Below are 14,423 nucleotides of genomic sequence, written 5' to 3'. Positions count from 1 at the left end.
TTCGAGGAGAGCAGACATGGGTGGCAATTTCAGCGTGAGCGGGAGTGAGCTCAATAACGGTTTGGCGTCTGGTGTTCTGGACAAGCCGGGTCGCAAGGCAATCTTGCGCGCCGGAGTGGCCGGCGGATTGGCCGGCGCGGTGATCATCTGGATTTACGAGGCTCTTGTGTGGGTGGGGGCGCAGCACCTGATGCCCTTAGCCGGCATTCCACGCAACGCGACGGGCCTCGTGTTCGGCAAGGCGGTGCAGGAGTCGATCGGTGTATGGGCGTATTTCGTCGGTACAGGCATTCACTTTTGTTTCGCGATTGCGTGGGGTGTCCTGTTCGCCATGATCTGGCCGTATTTCCGCCGACGCGGATATGAAGCGACTTTCGTCGCATTGTTTTACGCCGTCCTCGCGTGGATCGTAATGCATGTGGCGATCATGATCGTGTCCGACAATCACCCCAATTATTACGACCCCGCTGTGATCATTGGCGGATTCATGTCCCATTTCTGCTTTACCGTTCCACTCGCACTGATCGTGAAGAGACTGCTGGCTCCGGAATCGGCGCACTGACGCTGCCGGTTTTGAACAGATTGGGTTAACGACAGGAGACAAGGTGAAAAAATCGAAATCTAAAAACAAAGTACTACTGATGACGGTAGCTATTGGAGCGATGGGTGCAGGGGAGGCGCACGCGCAGTCATCGCTGACGATGTACGGGATCATGGACGTCTTCGCGGGCTATCAGTCGGCGAAAGTAGGAGGGAAGAATACGTCTCTGTATGTGCTTGGGAACAACGGCGAACTCACAAGCCGTTGGGGGCTGCGCGGATCGGAAGATCTTGGCGGAGGATACCGCACCACGTTTGTTCTGGAGAACGGGTTTGATCCCGGGACGGGCAAGCAGCAGAATCCGTACCGGTTTTTCGACCGGCAGGCGTGGGTCGGCGTCGCGGCGCCTTACGGCGAAGTGAGGTTCGGCCGCCAGAATACGCCCATGTTCGCGTGGAGCGGAAATCTCGATGCGTTCAGTGCCGCAACGTATGGATCCGGCTATAACAATTTCGCCAACTGGCAGGCCCGTGTCGATAGCGACATCAGCTACATCTCTCCGAGAGTGCTGGGCACCCAGCTCGAAGCTCACTATTCGGTCGGGGGGCAACCCGGGACGCTGGCGGGAAATGCCGTCTACCAGGTTGGAGTGCAAACGACCCAGGGTCCGGTTTATCTCGCGCTGGCATACCTGAATGCAGCCAACGCCACAAACACTAACCGTGTTCAGGAAATCATGGCGGGCGGAAACTTTGATTATGGCTGGGGAAAGATCTATCTCGGCTTTTTCAGGGCCAACGACGTGATTTCCGCCACGACAGGGAACGCGTTGACGAATCCAGCGGGGAAATATGACCCGGCGATCGGTCCGGTAGGCAACACGCGTGGCGATTATCACAGCACCTGGTCGCTATCTGCCGATTACCGGTTCAGTCCTTTCCTCGCCGTCGGTGCCGGCTATGCCTACATCAAGGACAGCTCGTCGCTCGGGAATGATGCAAGCCAGATGAGCGCGATTGTGAACTACGACCTTTCAAAAGCGACGCGACTCTATGGCGTCATCTCGCGGTTGAATAACTATAAATCGGCCCAGTTCAAGATGGCGGGGGCCAGCATCACAACAGGTTCGTTCCTGACACCAGACCGTGGCCAGAATGAAACCGGCGTGCAGGTGGGCATTCGTCACCTGTTCTGACAGGTGTGCCGCCTGTCTGCACAAACGGCCCGGCGAGTTCGGGAGGGCGCTGTTGCCTAAAGCACCTCGAAGACGCTATAGACGGGGCCATCGGACAACCGGTGACCCACGCCAATGGCGAGCACGTTGTTGAGCCAGTCGTATTTTGGCGAGGCGACCTCGAAGATTGGGTTGATCCGGAAATAGTAGCTGCCGGGATCGACAACAATGCCCCGATTGATCTGGTCGAGGACACCGGGCGGCCCGGACCGGACACCTTTATACGACATGCCGATCAGCACGTCGTCATCCGTCTTGAGGACGAGGCGGACATCGAGCGTTGCGCTGCCGTCGCTGCGTACCGTCTGCCAGTCGCTGGCGCCGTCGAGCACCGTACCGGAGAGCCGTTCGCCCGCGAACGTGCCCGACGGCACGATACCCACGCGCCTGAATGACGCCGGTGTCCCGCCGATGATGACCGGCCCTTTGACATCCAGACGCATGACGAATAGCGGACGCGTTTGCACGCTCTTGAGTTCGACGGGGAGACTGTCGAAGGAAGGGGCACTCATGTGAACCTCGTCAGTGGACTGAATGGGCGAGCGACGCGAACACACTGCAAGTCTCGTTCAGACCAGGTCCGTTCGCTGTCCTTTTATCGAAAACACACTATATTTGAGTTCGCCGGGCTTTGCACAGACCGATGTATTTACCTGAGGAAGCACATGTCAAACAGTCCTGTCATCCTGATTACCGGCGCGCTGACTGGCATTGGACGCGCAACCGCGGAAGCCTTTGCACGCGAGGGTGCGCGTATCGTCCTGTCGGGGCGCCGCGAAGAAGAGGGCCGCCAGCTGGCGGAAGCACTTCGCACGCCCGGTGCCGAAGCGGCGTTTTTCCTGTCCGACGTCCGGTTCGAAGACCAGGTGCAAAGTCTCGTCGACTTCACCGTCACGACCTTCGGGCGCCTTGACATTGCCGTGAACAGCGCGGGCACGGAAGGCGAGTCGGGCGCCGTCATGGATCAGACGCCCGAACGCTACGCTGCCGTCTTCGATACGAATGTGCTCGGTACGCTGCTCAGCATGAAGTACGAACTGAGGGCGATGTCGAAACAGGGCAGCGGTAGCATCGTCAACATTTCTTCCACGATGGGCGCACGCGGCGCCGCGAACGCGTCGCTGTACGTGGCCAGCAAACATGCAGTCGAAGGGCTGACAAAGTCTGCGGCACTCGAAGCGGCTGCGTTCGGCGTGCGCGTCAATGCCGTCGCCCCCGGTCCCGTGGAAACCGCGATGCTGAAGCGGCTGATCGGCGCTGAGGAGCGACGCGCCCAGTTCCTCGCCAACGTGCCGCTCAAGCGCGCTGGCACACCGGAAGAGATCGCCGATGCGATCGTTTTCGTCGCGTCCGCGAAGGCGAGCTTCATGACGGGCGAGATCGTCCGGATCAACGGTGGAAAGACGGCGATGTGAAGCGTGACGTGAGACGTCGCGTCATGTCGCGTTCCCATCGCGCAAGGGGCTGCCATGCTTCAACGGTAAGACTGTTTATTGACAGCCACGTTCAGCACACGCCGCGCGACGCTGAAGGAAGTGCTCGAGAAGTCATGTCGCCCACGCGGTGACGTTGGAAGGAAGTCAGTGACGGTGAACCGTCACTGGCTTTTTTCATGTCTTGAAGCCGGACAAATCCCTGTCCGAAAACACTATTCAGAATCTCCGATCAATCCTGCGACACCGCCGGAGCCATCACTGGCGCGGCTCTCCGCCTATTGCGGACCCCAGGGTCCAGAGTCTGTGGAACGTAGAGCCGTTTTTCTTCGAGGTCCGGGCCTGTAAATTTCAACTCAGCAACGGGCAACGGATCCCACGGTTTTCTGAGCACCTCGATGCCGCGGCGACAGTTATCCAGCACTTCAGTCTTGAGGCAACCATGTCCAAACTCTTCACCGGCGTCAAAGTCGGACCCTACGAAATTTCGCACCGTGTCGTGCTCGCACCGCTCACCCGTATGCGTGCAGAAGACGGCGCGCAGCCTGGCCCGCTGATGGCTGAGTACTACGCGCAGCGCACGTCGCGAGGCGCCTTGCTGATCGGCGAAGCGACCATCGCTGCCGCGAACGGCAACGGCTACCTCGGCGCGCCCGGCCTGTACGAAGACAGCCAGATCGCAGGATGGCGTCTCGTGACGGATGCCGTGCACGCGAAGGGCGGCAAGATCTTCCTGCAGCTGTATCACGCTGGCCGCCAGTCGAACGCCGAATTGCAGCCGGAGGGTGGCCGTCCGGTCGGCCCTTCGGAAGTGCTGCACGGCGGCGTCGCTTACACGAACGCCGGATGGGTACCGAACACGCCGAACTGTGCGCTGCAAACCGACGAGATCGCAGGCATTGTCGAGCGCTTCCGCAGCGCCGCGGAGCGCGGCGTCGAAGCGGGCTTCGACGGCGTCGAACTGCACGCGGCTAACGGCTATCTGTTCGACCAGTTCCTGCAGGACGGCAGCAACAAGCGCACTGACGTGTATGGCGGTTCGTTCGAAAACCGCGCACGCTTCCTGCTGGAAGCAACACGTGCGGTGATCTCGGTGTGGGGCAGCGACAAGGTTGCCGTGCGTCTTGGACCGAGCGGTTCGTTTGGCGACATGTCGGATAGCGATCCGATCGGACTCTTCACTTACGTCGCTTCGGAGCTTGCGAAACTCGATCTCGCGTATCTGCATCTGATCGAGCCGCGCATCGCCGGTTACCTCGACGATGAAAGCCGCAATCCGGACCCGGTCGCCGCGCAGACGATCCGCAAGCACTACAACGGCACCATCATCGTTGCAGGCGGCTTCAAGGGCGATACGGCGGAAGCGATCCTCGTGGATGGCGATGCGGACCTCGTCGCATTCGGTCGCGATTTCATCGCGAATCCGGATTTGCCGGAACGCCTGCGTCTCAAGCTTCCGCTGAATCCGTATGACCGTCCGACGTTCTTCGGCGGCACGGAAGTGGGGTACACCGATTATCCGTTCTTCGCGGAAGAAGCTGAGACCGCGTAAGGGGGTGCGTTTTCTGACCGCCGTGTAAAAAGGCCGGCGCATTCAGCGTTGCTGGATGCGCCGGCCTTTTCTCGTTAACGCGGAACGCCGCTGTGATCGAGCCGTCGTACTGCGGATGGGATGCAGCGTACGAAGCCGCCTTACTCCATTGATGAGGACGGGTCGCGAACAGATTCAGTCCCGGCGGGGAAAAGGTATTTGCTCATGAAGTCGACGAATACACGCACCTTGGGCGACACCTGCCGACCGGAAGGCCACACCGCGCGGAACGTGCTGGGCGTGTCGACGTATTGATTCAGCACGGAGACCAGCGAGCCTCTCGCAAGCTGCGCGCGCACAGTGAAATCAGGTACGCAGGCAAGACCGAGACCGTGTTCGGCGAGATGAATCAACGGCTCGACGGCGCTCGCGGTTGCTGTGTTCGGCAGGTCGATATCGAGCGACTCGCCGTCGCTGTTGAGCGGCCAGCGGCGCAGCTTGCCGGTCGTCGGAAAGCGATGCTGAAGGCACGCGTGATCCGGCAGTTGATGCGGATCGGTCACCGGCCCGTGTTTCGCGAAGTACTGCGGAGAGCCGACGATCACATGCCGGTACGTTCCCATTGCGCGCGTGATGAGCTGCGAGTCGCTTGCGTCGCCCGTGCGCATGACGACGTCGAAGCCTTCTTCGATGACGTCCACCATGCGATCGGAAAAGTCGATGTCGAGCGTGATGTCTGGATACGCCTTCATGAACGCGCCGATCACCGGCATCACAAGCGTGCCGACCATCGGCATACTGACGCGCAGTTGTCCCCGTGGCGCGGAATTGGCCAGCGCCAGCTCGGCCTCCGCGGACTCGATCTCCTCGACGATGCGTTGACAGCGCTTCAGGAAGATCGCTCCTTCGGGTGTCAACGCGATGCTGCGTGTGCTTCGGTGGAAGAGGCGTACGTTGAGCCGCGTTTCGAGCCGTGAGATCGCCTTGCCGACGGCGGAAGCAGAGATGCCGAGCTGCCGCCCGGCTTCCGTGAAGCTCCGCGTTTCCGCGGCACGCACGAAAACATTGAGCGCCCCGAAACGCTCCATCGCGCCCGATCCGCTTGCGGCTTCGGCGGTAACGGACGACGCGGGCCGCGACGTGGCGGAAGTCTGGCGCGACGACATGTGATGTTCCTGGTCAGTCGAGGTTGATGTGCCGGCCGGTTTCGGTCGATTCCACTGCTGCATTGATCAGCTTGTGCATGCGCACGGCGTCCTCGAAGGTCGGCGCGGAGTGGGTTCCTGTGCGCACGTCATCCGCATACGCGGCGTATAGCTGCGCCAGTTCGAGCACGGCCGACGGCAGGTCCGACGGCGGCAGGCGATCGTACGAAGCGGGCACAGGCAGGGTCGCGAGCGGCAGGTTGTCGCCGTGCGCGCCTTCAACCACATAGTCGTCGCCGACATTGCCGAACGCGGACCGGTTCGAGATGCGAAGATCGCCTTCGGTGCCGGTGATATCGATCTGCACGCCGGACCCATTGCGCTTGCCGCCTTCAACGTGCACCGTGACCACGGCGCCGTCACGCAGCCTGCCGATGAGCACGAGCTGGTCCGGTGTCGACGTGGGCAGCACCTCGCCGGTTTCCCTGATCGTGACGGTTTCGAACTGGTTGACGGCCAGTGCAGCGACGCTGGTCGGCCAGCCTGTGGCTTCGAACAGCATGTCGAGGAAATGCCCTGCGTAGATCGCGATCACGCTCGAAAAGTTTTCAGGAGGCACGGTCCACCGCAGCGAATTCGAACGCAGCGACTGGAAGTAGTCCATGCTCACGTGAATGCGCACGGAGCGAAGCTTGCCCACATAGCCTTGCGCGAGCAGGTCGCGAACATAGCGGTTGTGAGGCGCGAGGCGTCGCTGAAGACCCACCACATGACGCACGCCAGCCTCTTTCGCGAGTTCGATCAACGCCTGCGAAGTCTCGACGGCGGGCGTCAGCGGCCACTCGCTATAGACGTTCTTCTTCGCGGCGATGGCGGCGCGGATACCTTCTTCGTGTTGCGGTGCCGTCGTCAGAACGATCACAAGGTCGACTTCCGGATGCTCGACCAGTTCGGTTAGCGAGTTCACCACATATTTGAAGCCGTAACGTTCGGCGACCGATGCGGCGGCTTCGCGCCGCTGGCTGTAGACGGCGGTCAGTTCGTACTGCGGCAGCAGGCTCAGCACACGGACGTGTCCATGTTGCGCCCAGTTGCCGACACCGACGAGGCCGACGCGGACTGGAGCGACGAGAGTTGCGGCGGGAAGGGATGGGCCGGATTGCTCAGTCATCGAATCACCTGCTGGAAGTCCGGATGCCGGGCAGAACGTATCTACTGTTGCATACATTCCGTCCGGTCGCGCGCTCGCTTAACCTTCCGCGAACATATCGTTGAACTGCGTGACAAATGCGGCTTCGTTCGGGCCCGCGTTGTTGCGCATCGGACGCGCGATCTCGACAAGCGCTTCGTCTGCGTCGGTGCCGAGTTCATGCATCGTCTGTTCGATGAACGGTGCAAGCGGCATTGCACGCGGTTCATTCCTGCTGTTCAGTAGATCGGTTTGAACCCACGGCGGTGCGATTTCGATGACGCGCACCGTCGTATCTTTCAGCTTGTAGCGCAGCGATTGCGTATACGAATGCATGGCGGCCTTCGTCGACGAATAGACGCCCGCGATTGCCATCGGCACGAAGCCCAGCACCGACGATACGTTCAGGATCGCAGCGTCGTTCTGCTTCTGGAGATGCTCGACCAGCGCACCGGTCATGCGGATCGGACCCATCAGGTTGGTCGTGAGCGTCGACACCATCATCGCGTCGTCGACGGGTGCGCTGAGATCATCGATGTGCATGATGCCCGCGTTATTGATCAGCACGTTCAGTGCGGGATACGTCTCGATCAACTGGCGCGCGACAGACGTCACGCTTTCCGGATTCGTGATGTCGAGTTCGATCGACTTCATGCCAGGGTTGGCGCTGGTAGTCTCATCGAGAGCGGCCTTGCGACGGCCAGCGATGATGACCTGATTGCCCAGCTTGTGCAGCGCTTCTGCGAGGCCGCGACCGATGCCGGCGCCGCCGCCGGTGATGAGAATGGTGTTTCCTGTCAGTTTCATGGCATGTCTTCGAGAGATGAATGATTTCTGGACGAAAGCAGGGGCATGACCGAAGGGCATCGAAAGATCGAGTCACCGCTTTTGCCGATGCCCTGGGTCGTCGTCACGGCGACAAATATGGATGAACGCATTACCCCGATCAAGACGATCATTCCAAATTCACTATTCGATCTGTCCCAACAATGTCCGCGCTGGATATGAACTGGAAAGATTGGGCATCCTTATGGCGCAGAAATGGCGGGGAAGTACCAAAAAATGGATTTTCCGGGCGCGTCGAGAAGCAATTGGGCCCGAACCGCGCTCACGGCCGATCGGCCTCGGCGAACTGTTGCGACACCCCTGACGGTCACTTCAGCGATCACTGGCGCGGGCTAATCCGCTGTCCCACTTTAGTCTTCTGCGGCCTGTTCGATGGCCACGCCAAATCTCCGTCAGCGATAAGCAAGTCAGGAATGGTTGCTTTGAGCGTCACGACGCCGTTCATATACTGGCTCCGGAATCATCGTTGTTAAAACAACCCCAGACAGCACCGTGCTGCAAACGCAGCACGTAGCAGCACGAACAGGCACGAAGTTGGCCAGGCCATGCCAGAGCGGATATAACAGATGTCGTCGACGATCTTTCATACAGTGGCGGCCGCGGCGCCCGCGCCGGTTTCGGCGCGCTACAGCCATGCGGTGGAAGCCGACGGCTGGCTTCACGTAACCGGGCAGTTGCCGGTCGATCCACGGCGTCCCGACGCCCCGCTGCCCGGCGATATCGCCGCGCAGGCGCAATTGTGTTTCGACAACCTGAAGCGCATCGTCACGCACGCAGGTTACGCGCTGCGCGACACGGTATTCGTGCGCATCTATCTGCGCGATTTCGACGCGGACTACGCGGCATTCAATCGTGTCTACGACGCGCACTTCGACGACCCGCAACGTCTGCCGTCGCGTACGACAGTCGGCGTTGCGCGTCTTGGCCGTGATGCACGCGTCGAGATCGACCTCGTGCTGTTTTCACACGAGGCTCGGGCGGCAGCCCGGTAATCACCACTGCAATCAGGCATTCATACATCGCAGGCGGACACCTCCGCTTTGCAAACAGCCGGATACATCGCGCGCCCGACCGGCGCATTCATTTTCGGGGAGCATTGACCATGTACGGAAAACTCGCGCGCAGCTTCGCGCTTGCCTTGTCGTTTGCGACGCTGGCCACCTCGGCGCTTGCCGCCGACAGGACAGTCACGATCGGTTACCAGACCGACATCGAACCATCGAAAATCGCGCAGGCGGAAGGGCGCTACGAGAAGGCGAGCGGCTGGAAAATCAACTGGCGGAAGTTTTCGACCGGCGCGGAAGTGATCGCGGCGATGGCATCCGGGGATGTGCAGGTGGGCTTCACAGGCAGCAGTCCGCTGGCAGCGGGCATCACGCGCGGCCTGCCGTTGCAGACGTTCTTCATCGCGGCTGAAATCGGCTCGGCGGAGGCGCTCGTCGTGCGCAATGGCAGCCATATCGACAATCCAAAAGATCTGATCGGCAAGAAGATCGCTGTGCCGTTCGTTTCGACGACGCACTACAGTCTGCTCGCCGCACTCAAGCATTGGGATATCTCGCCGCAACAGGTCGCGATCCTCAATCTTGCGCCGCCTGAAATTGCTGCGGCGTGGCAACGCGGCGACATCGACGCCGCCTACGTCTGGGACCCGGCGCTCGGAAAGATCGCGAAAACGGGCAAGGTGCTGACGACCTCCGCCGATGTGCGCAAGTGGGGTGCGCCGACGTTCCTCGCGTGGGTTGCGCGGAATGACTTCGCGCAGGCGCATCCGGAGTTTCTTGTGACGTTCGCGAAGGTGACGGGCGACGTCAACGCCGAATACCGCAAGGACGGCGCGAACTGGACGGCGAATTCGCCACAGATCCAGGAGATCGCGCGCGTCAGTGGCTCGGACCCGGCGGACGTGCCCGCGCTGTTGCGCGGCACGACCTTCCCGCTCCTGAGCGAGCAGGCCGGGCAGACGTTGCTGGGTGGCGGAACGGCTTCGGCGCTTGCGGATACATCGCGCTTTCTGAAAGAGCAGAAGCGGATTGACGACGTGCTGCCCGATTACCGGCCGACGGTGACGGCATCGATCGTGCAGCAGGCGGGCAACCGATAGTCCTTCCTGAGTGGCCTGCCCACTCGATCCATCAAACGCACAGGAGGCGAGCGCGATGATACGCATCGATTCAGTCAGCGTGAGCTTTGAAAGCGCCGGCGGCGACACAACGGTGCTGTCGGACATCGATCTCGATCTGCGCGACGGCAGCTTCACGGTCGTGCTCGGTCCTTCCGGTTGCGGCAAGACGACGTTGCTGAATGCGATTGCCGGGTTTATCGCGCCGTCTTCAGGGCGACTCACGATCGACGGCGAAACGATCGCCGGACCCGGTGCCGATCGCGGCGTCGTCGCGCAGGACGATGCGCTGTTGCCCTGGCAGAACGTGGCGCAGAACATCGGCTTCGGTCTCGAGCTGGCCGGCGTGCCGCGCGCGGCGCGCGAGGCGAAGGTGCAGTCGCTGCTCGCGCTGACGGCGCTCGAAGCATATGCGCACTATCCGTTGTGGAAAATTTCCGGCGGCATGCGTCAGCGCGTTGCGCTGGCGCGTTCGCTCGCCGTCGATCCGCGCTTTCTGCTGCTGGACGAACCGCTCGGCGCGCTCGATTCTCTGACGCGCACACGCATGCAGGAATATCTGCTGCGCCTGTGGACCCGCTATGGCAAAGGCATTTTGATGATCACGCACGACATCACCGAGGCGCTCTTCATGGCAACCGACCTCGTGCTGATGAAAGCGTCGCCAGGGCGCATCGATTCGATTCGACGGCTGGATTTCGGCGAACGCTTCGTCGCGGGCGAACCGTCGAGGCAGATCAAGAACGACCGGGCGTTCATCGGACTGCGCGACGAAATCGAAGCGGAATTCTTTGCAGGCGAGACGGAGGAAGCGTGACAACAGCAAACACGGCCACGGACAGCAGAGAAGGCGGCATTCGCCTCACGCGTCCACGTGCGGAGGCGGGCACACGGCGTGAGAACCGCACGGGCGATCTGCATGGCGCGCTCTCGCGACCACTCGTTGTCAGCATCGTCACGGTGATCGTGGTGATATCGGTCTGGTCGCTGGCGGCGGCGATGCAATGGGTGAGCCCGGTGTTTCTGCCGTTGCCGCTTGCGGTGGTGAAAAAGGCGATCGCGGTGGCGACGGTCGGCTTCAGTGACGCGACGTTGCTGCAACATACGCTCGCGAGTCTTTCGCGCGTATTCGCCGCGCTTGCGCTCGCGATTCTGACGGCGGTGCCGCTCGGCGTACTCGTCGGCCTGAATCGCACGGCGCAGGCGATCGCGGATCCGTTGATCGAGTTTTACCGTCCAATCCCGCCGCTTGCGTATCTGCCGCTGATCGTGATCTGGTGCGGCATCGGCGAGCCGTCGAAGATCCTCTTGATCTGGCTCGCGATCTTCGCGCCGCTGACAATCGCGACGCAGCAGGGCGTCAGACGCGTGAAGCCGAGCCGCCTGCGCGGCGCGCAGGCGCTCGGCGCCACGCGCTGGCAACTGATCCGGTACATCGTCGTGCCGTCCGCGGCCGCCGATGTGCTGACCGGTATCCGGATCAGCCTGGGCGTCGGCTGGTCGGTGCTGGTCGCGGCGGAACTTATCGCCGCGACGCGCGGGCTCGGTTTCATGATCCAGTCGGCTGCGCAGTTTCTCGTCACCGACGTCGTGGTGATGGGCATCATCGTGATCGCGCTGATCGCGGCGACGTTCGAGCTGGGATTGCGTCGCTTGCAGCGCGCGCTGGTGCCGTGGGATGGGCACGCATGAGCGCGTCCGCTGCGGCTAACGGACAGACTGAAGCCATCGCGCTCGATGCCGACGTCCTCGTGCTCGGCGGCGGCCCCGCTGGCACGTGGGCCGCATTGAGTGCCGCGCGGCGTGGCGCGCGCGTCGTACTCGCGGACAAAGGCTGGTGCGGCACGTCGGGCGCGGCGGCCGCGTCGAACAACAATGTCTGGTACGTGACCGATCCGGCGGATTACGGGCGGCACTTCGCCGAGCGGTATGCATCCGGCGGTGAACTCAGCGAACGCAGCTGGACGGACGCACTGCTCGCGGAAGTCGTCCAGCGGCTTCATCTGCTGGGCGATCTCGGCTATCCGTTCGCGAGGAAAGCAGACGGCTCCGCGAATTACGCGACATTGCGCGGACCGGACTACATGCGCTTCATGCGGCTGCAGGTTCGCCGCGCAGGCGTGACGATCCTCGATCACAGCCCCGTACTCGGCCTCGTCAAACACGAGGGCAGGGTAGCGGGCGGCTACGGCGTGCGTCGCGATGGCGCGCGCTGGCGTGTCTCGGCGGGCGCCACGGTCATCGCGACGGGCGGTTGCGCATTTCTCGGCGGCGCGCTCGGCACCGACGTCTGTACCGGCGACGGCCATCTCGCCGCAGCCGAAGCAGGCGCGACGTTCTCCGGCATGGAGTTTTCGAACCAGTATGGGCTTGCAGCTGCGTTCTCGTCGGTGACGAAGGGCTTGCCGTTTCTGTGGGCGAGCTACTCGCGCGAAGACGGCAGCGAGATTCGCGTCGACGACGATGAAGCCTTTGTCTCCGTTGCGCGTGTGCTGATCGACGAGCCGGTGTTCGCCGTCTTCGATCGCGCGGACGACGAGGTCCAGCGCTGGTTGCGCAGTGGCCAGGCGAACGCCTTTCTGCCGTACGACCGGATGGGCATCGACCCATTCCGTCAGCGCTTTCCCGTCGGGCTGCGGCTCGAAGGGACGGTGCGCGGCACGGGCGGCATCCGGCTTGCCCGCGCCGACTGTTCGACCGACGTGCCCGGGCTTTACGCGGCAGGCGACGCGGCCTCGCGCGAGGTCATCGTCGGTGGACGTAGCGGCGGCGGCTCACCGAATGCGGCGTGGGCGATTGCAACGGGCGCGTGGGCAGGCGAGGCGGCCAGCAGTTTTGCTGCGTCACAGCGCAGAGGCGGTGCATCGATCAGCACCGCTGCCGGCGACTGGCCCGCGTACGAGTCACTATCGATTGCACATCCGGCGGCCGCACGCGAGACGCTGCAACGCGAGGTTCTGCCATTGCAGGTCAATCTGTTTCGCAACGGGACGCGACTCCTGCGCGCGACCCGCGCGCTCGACGACGCGCTAGCCGAACCCGCGCCTGCGGACGGGAAGCTTGCCACGGCGCGCTCCGCGCGCGCGTTGCTGTATGTGGCGAAGCTGGCTTACCGGAGCGCACTCGAACGCAGGGAGTCGCGCGCGTTGCACCGACGCAGCGACTATCCGCGACGCGACGCGGCGCGTCGCTATCGGCAGGTCATCAGCGGCTTCGATACGCTGACGACAGGTCGCGACGCCGTCGACACATCACGGGGGAACGCGTCTTGATTGAACTGATCAGCGCATCGCGTTGTACGTCGTGCAATCGCTGCGTCGAGGTGTGCCCGACCGGCGTCTTCGATGCCGTGGAAGACGGCATTCCGGTTATCGCGCGTCCTGACGATTGCCAGACCTGCTTCATGTGCGAACTGTACTGTCCCGTCGATGCGATGTACGTTCATCCGTTTCATGACCGGCACGTCACGGTGAACGAAGCGGATCTCGTGCAGCGGGCGCAACTCGGCAGCTATGGCCGCGCGCTCGGCTGGCGCAAGGCGCGGGCGGGCGGCACCGAAAACGATCTGACGCACCGGCTGTTTGAGATTGGCGTGACGTGATATCCCCGCAGGCCTGGCCCTCATCGCTGTAACTGCACCGGTCTTCCACCCCTCTCGCGCTCCCTGTCCCGACTCCTCTCGCGGGCGAAATTCCGCGCCTCGGCTGACATGCGTCTTCTGCAAGCTCCTCATGAAAATAATGCACTGGCCTTATTGATTTCGTTGACGTGAAATTAGCACGCTCATTCTATTTATAGTTGGACCGGGGCCGCCCTGATGCCGCTAAAACGCGGCGTACGACCCAGCGCCTGCGCGCGCTGGCCGGGTCGAGGGCCGACACCCCGGCGAAATCGATCTCCAGATCCTCTGGTGACAGAAAGCTGTGCAATCAGATCCGCTGCAGGCGGACATAAAAAGAGGAGACATGCATGCGTTTGATCAGCCAGGGTATTTGTGGAGCCACGCTGGTTCTCGTCGCCGGCAGTGCCGCAGCGGCCGATTCGAGTGTGACGTTGTACGGTGTGGCCGACACGTTCGTCCAGTACCTCGACAATGGTGGAAAACACACTTGGGCCGAACGAAGCGGTGGCTCGACCGGCTCGCTGTTTGGCCTGAAGGGCGATGAAGATCTGGGCGGCGGGCTTAAGGCGCAGTTCGACGTCGAGACCGGCTTCAACCTCAACAACGGCACCCTGTTTGCCGATACGACGGCGCTCTTCTATCGTCAGGCCTGGGTTGGCCTGAATCACGCGACGTACGGCTCGCTGTCGTTCGGGCGTCAGTACGAACCGAGCTTCCGCATCGTGTATCCGACCGATCCGTTTCGTTTGAACGAGGCCCT

16 protein-coding genes are annotated in these 14,423 nt (G+C 62.1%); 12 read left to right on the top strand and 4 right to left on the bottom strand.

Annotated elements, in window-relative coordinates:
- The first annotated feature begins 16 nt into the window (after window positions 1-16).
- Both P3T16_RS27210 and P3T16_RS27205 read left to right on the top strand, forming a co-directional pair.
- Window positions 17-562 carry a hypothetical protein gene (locus tag P3T16_RS27210; RefSeq protein WP_429344648.1) on the top strand — a complete coding sequence of 182 codons (546 nt, stop codon included), beginning with the start codon at window positions 17-19 and terminating at the stop codon, window positions 560-562.
- Window positions 563-605: 43 nt separating this feature from the next.
- The gene (locus tag P3T16_RS27205; protein WP_429344647.1) at window positions 606-1,736 is read left to right on the top strand and encodes a porin; all 1,131 of its coding nucleotides are present in this window, start codon (window positions 606-608) and stop codon (window positions 1,734-1,736) included.
- A gap of 56 nt (window positions 1,737-1,792) precedes the next feature.
- On the opposite strand, the gene P3T16_RS27200 is transcribed toward P3T16_RS27205, so the two are convergent.
- The gene (locus P3T16_RS27200; RefSeq protein WP_429344646.1) at window positions 1,793-2,287 is read right to left on the bottom strand and encodes a DUF3237 domain-containing protein; all 495 of its coding nucleotides are present in this window, start codon (window positions 2,285-2,287) and stop codon (window positions 1,793-1,795) included.
- A gap of 153 nt (window positions 2,288-2,440) precedes the next feature.
- Between P3T16_RS27200 and P3T16_RS27195 the strand changes: the two genes are divergently transcribed.
- Together P3T16_RS27195 and P3T16_RS27190 are read left to right on the top strand one after the other, a co-directional pair.
- A complete protein-coding gene (locus P3T16_RS27195; RefSeq protein ID WP_429344645.1) occupies window positions 2,441-3,190 on the top strand; it encodes an SDR family NAD(P)-dependent oxidoreductase in 750 nt (249 codons plus the stop codon).
- Between the two features lie 460 nt (window positions 3,191-3,650).
- Window positions 3,651-4,760 (top strand): alkene reductase, encoded by a 1,110-nt coding sequence (locus tag P3T16_RS27190; RefSeq protein WP_429344644.1) that lies wholly within the window; start codon window positions 3,651-3,653, stop codon window positions 4,758-4,760.
- A gap of 140 nt (window positions 4,761-4,900) precedes the next feature.
- Here P3T16_RS27190 and P3T16_RS27185 read toward each other — a convergent pair whose 3' ends face one another.
- From P3T16_RS27185 to P3T16_RS27175, 3 genes are all read right to left on the bottom strand, one after another.
- Complete coding sequence (locus tag P3T16_RS27185; RefSeq protein WP_429344723.1) at window positions 4,901-5,827, bottom strand: LysR family transcriptional regulator; 927 nt, start codon at window positions 5,825-5,827, stop codon at window positions 4,901-4,903.
- A 91-nt stretch (window positions 5,828-5,918) separates the two neighbouring features.
- Entirely contained in the window at window positions 5,919-7,055 is a 1,137-nt protein-coding gene (locus tag P3T16_RS27180) for a Gfo/Idh/MocA family protein (protein ID WP_429344643.1), read from the bottom strand.
- A 78-nt stretch (window positions 7,056-7,133) separates the two neighbouring features.
- Window positions 7,134-7,880, bottom strand: a complete 747-nt coding sequence (locus tag P3T16_RS27175; RefSeq protein ID WP_429258673.1) for an SDR family oxidoreductase — start codon at window positions 7,878-7,880, stop codon at window positions 7,134-7,136.
- 45 nt (window positions 7,881-7,925) lie between these two features.
- Between P3T16_RS27175 and P3T16_RS27170 the strand changes: the two genes are divergently transcribed.
- The 8 genes from P3T16_RS27170 to P3T16_RS27135 form a co-directional block, all read left to right on the top strand.
- Entirely contained in the window at window positions 7,926-8,081 is a 156-nt protein-coding gene (locus tag P3T16_RS27170) for a hypothetical protein (protein WP_429344642.1), read from the top strand.
- A 404-nt stretch (window positions 8,082-8,485) separates the two neighbouring features.
- Window positions 8,486-8,911, top strand: a complete 426-nt coding sequence (locus P3T16_RS27165; RefSeq protein ID WP_429344641.1) for a RidA family protein — start codon at window positions 8,486-8,488, stop codon at window positions 8,909-8,911.
- Between the two features lie 110 nt (window positions 8,912-9,021).
- Entirely contained in the window at window positions 9,022-10,023 is a 1,002-nt protein-coding gene (tauA, locus tag P3T16_RS27160) for a taurine ABC transporter substrate-binding protein (RefSeq protein ID WP_429344640.1), read from the top strand.
- Between the two features lie 55 nt (window positions 10,024-10,078).
- A complete protein-coding gene (locus P3T16_RS27155; RefSeq protein WP_429344639.1) occupies window positions 10,079-10,858 on the top strand; it encodes a taurine ABC transporter ATP-binding protein in 780 nt (259 codons plus the stop codon).
- Window positions 10,855-11,733: an ABC transporter permease subunit gene (locus P3T16_RS27150; RefSeq protein WP_429344638.1), complete on the top strand. Its 879-nt coding sequence runs from the start codon at window positions 10,855-10,857 to the stop codon at window positions 11,731-11,733. Before P3T16_RS27155 ends, P3T16_RS27150 begins: the two co-directional genes overlap by 4 nt.
- Complete coding sequence (locus P3T16_RS27145; protein WP_429344637.1) at window positions 11,730-13,313, top strand: FAD-dependent oxidoreductase; 1,584 nt, start codon at window positions 11,730-11,732, stop codon at window positions 13,311-13,313. The genes P3T16_RS27150 and P3T16_RS27145 overlap by 4 nt, the downstream gene beginning before the upstream one ends.
- Window positions 13,310-13,642 carry a 4Fe-4S binding protein gene (locus P3T16_RS27140; protein ID WP_429258679.1) on the top strand — a complete coding sequence of 111 codons (333 nt, stop codon included), beginning with the start codon at window positions 13,310-13,312 and terminating at the stop codon, window positions 13,640-13,642. The genes P3T16_RS27145 and P3T16_RS27140 overlap by 4 nt, the downstream gene beginning before the upstream one ends.
- A gap of 368 nt (window positions 13,643-14,010) precedes the next feature.
- On the top strand, window positions 14,011-14,423 hold a 413-nt coding region (locus P3T16_RS27135; protein WP_429344636.1), incomplete at its 3' end, for a porin.

This window comes from Paraburkholderia sp. GAS42 (assembly GCF_050436565.1).
Lineage (GTDB): Bacteria > Pseudomonadota > Gammaproteobacteria > Burkholderiales > Burkholderiaceae > Paraburkholderia.
Note: the sequence above shows the minus strand (reverse complement) of the source record. Positions and strands in the feature narration are given on the sequence as shown.

Bases quoted from the DNA above. Each gene is read 5' to 3' on its own strand.
- P3T16_RS27200 (WP_429344646.1), bottom strand. From the start codon at position 2,287: ATGAGTGCCCCTTCCTTCGACAGTCTCCCCGTCGAACTCAAGAGCGTG.
- P3T16_RS27185 (WP_429344723.1), bottom strand. From the start codon at position 5,827: ATGGAGCGTTTCGGGGCGCTCAATGTTTTCGTGCGTGCCGCGGAAACG.
- P3T16_RS27155 (WP_429344639.1), top strand. From the start codon at position 10,079: ATGATACGCATCGATTCAGTCAGCGTGAGCTTTGAAAGCGCCGGCGGC.
- P3T16_RS27210 (WP_429344648.1), top strand. From the start codon at position 17: ATGGGTGGCAATTTCAGCGTGAGCGGGAGTGAGCTCAATAACGGTTTG.
- P3T16_RS27170 (WP_429344642.1), top strand. From the start codon at position 7,926: ATGACCGAAGGGCATCGAAAGATCGAGTCACCGCTTTTGCCGATGCCC.
- tauA (WP_429344640.1), top strand. From the start codon at position 9,022: ATGTACGGAAAACTCGCGCGCAGCTTCGCGCTTGCCTTGTCGTTTGCG.
- P3T16_RS27190 (WP_429344644.1), top strand. From the start codon at position 3,651: ATGTCCAAACTCTTCACCGGCGTCAAAGTCGGACCCTACGAAATTTCG.
- P3T16_RS27180 (WP_429344643.1), bottom strand. From the start codon at position 7,055: ATGACTGAGCAATCCGGCCCATCCCTTCCCGCCGCAACTCTCGTCGCT.
- P3T16_RS27165 (WP_429344641.1), top strand. From the start codon at position 8,486: ATGTCGTCGACGATCTTTCATACAGTGGCGGCCGCGGCGCCCGCGCCG.
- P3T16_RS27175 (WP_429258673.1), bottom strand. From the start codon at position 7,880: ATGAAACTGACAGGAAACACCATTCTCATCACCGGCGGCGGCGCCGGC.
- P3T16_RS27195 (WP_429344645.1), top strand. From the start codon at position 2,441: ATGTCAAACAGTCCTGTCATCCTGATTACCGGCGCGCTGACTGGCATT.
- P3T16_RS27145 (WP_429344637.1), top strand. From the start codon at position 11,730: ATGAGCGCGTCCGCTGCGGCTAACGGACAGACTGAAGCCATCGCGCTC.